The 388-nt window shown below is 65.2% G+C and carries 1 protein-coding gene; it reads left to right on the top strand.

Going from position 1 to position 388, the window contains the following annotated elements; translation table 11 throughout:
* Nucleotides 1-388: DUF3138 family protein (locus PQQ95_RS36550; RefSeq protein ID WP_408447266.1), on the top strand; the 388-nt coding region annotated here is incomplete at both ends.

Raw genomic sequence — 388 nt, 5'->3', positions numbered from 1 at the left:
GCTGCCGAGCGCAATCGATGCCAACGGTGCAGTCAGCTACGGCGTAGGCGGCAACTCGCCGAGCGCGGGCGGAACGTTCTTCTTCACGGAAGCCGACCTGACCTACACGCTGGCGGACGTGCAGTACAACGCCGAACTCGATTACGGCCAGCAGCAGAATGCCGCGTTCAACGGTGGCCAGGCGCAGTGGTACGGCCTCTCGCTGCTCGCGCACCGCAAGTTCAGCATGCCGGTGGTGGGCCGTGTGGGCGTGACGGCACGCTATGACCTGCTGGTCGACAGCAAGAACGGCGGCGGCGGCGGTGGCATCGCGCTGAACGGCAACGGCATGGATACGTCGAACGGCTTCGGTATCGGTGCGGACTGCATCGCGAACTCGTCCAATCAC

The sequence above is a fragment of the Paraburkholderia caffeinilytica genome (assembly GCF_046030355.1).
Classification (GTDB): Bacteria; Pseudomonadota; Gammaproteobacteria; order Burkholderiales; family Burkholderiaceae; genus Paraburkholderia; species Paraburkholderia caffeinilytica_B.
The sequence above is the reverse complement of the archived record's forward strand: the minus strand, read 5'-3'. Positions and strand labels throughout refer to the sequence as shown.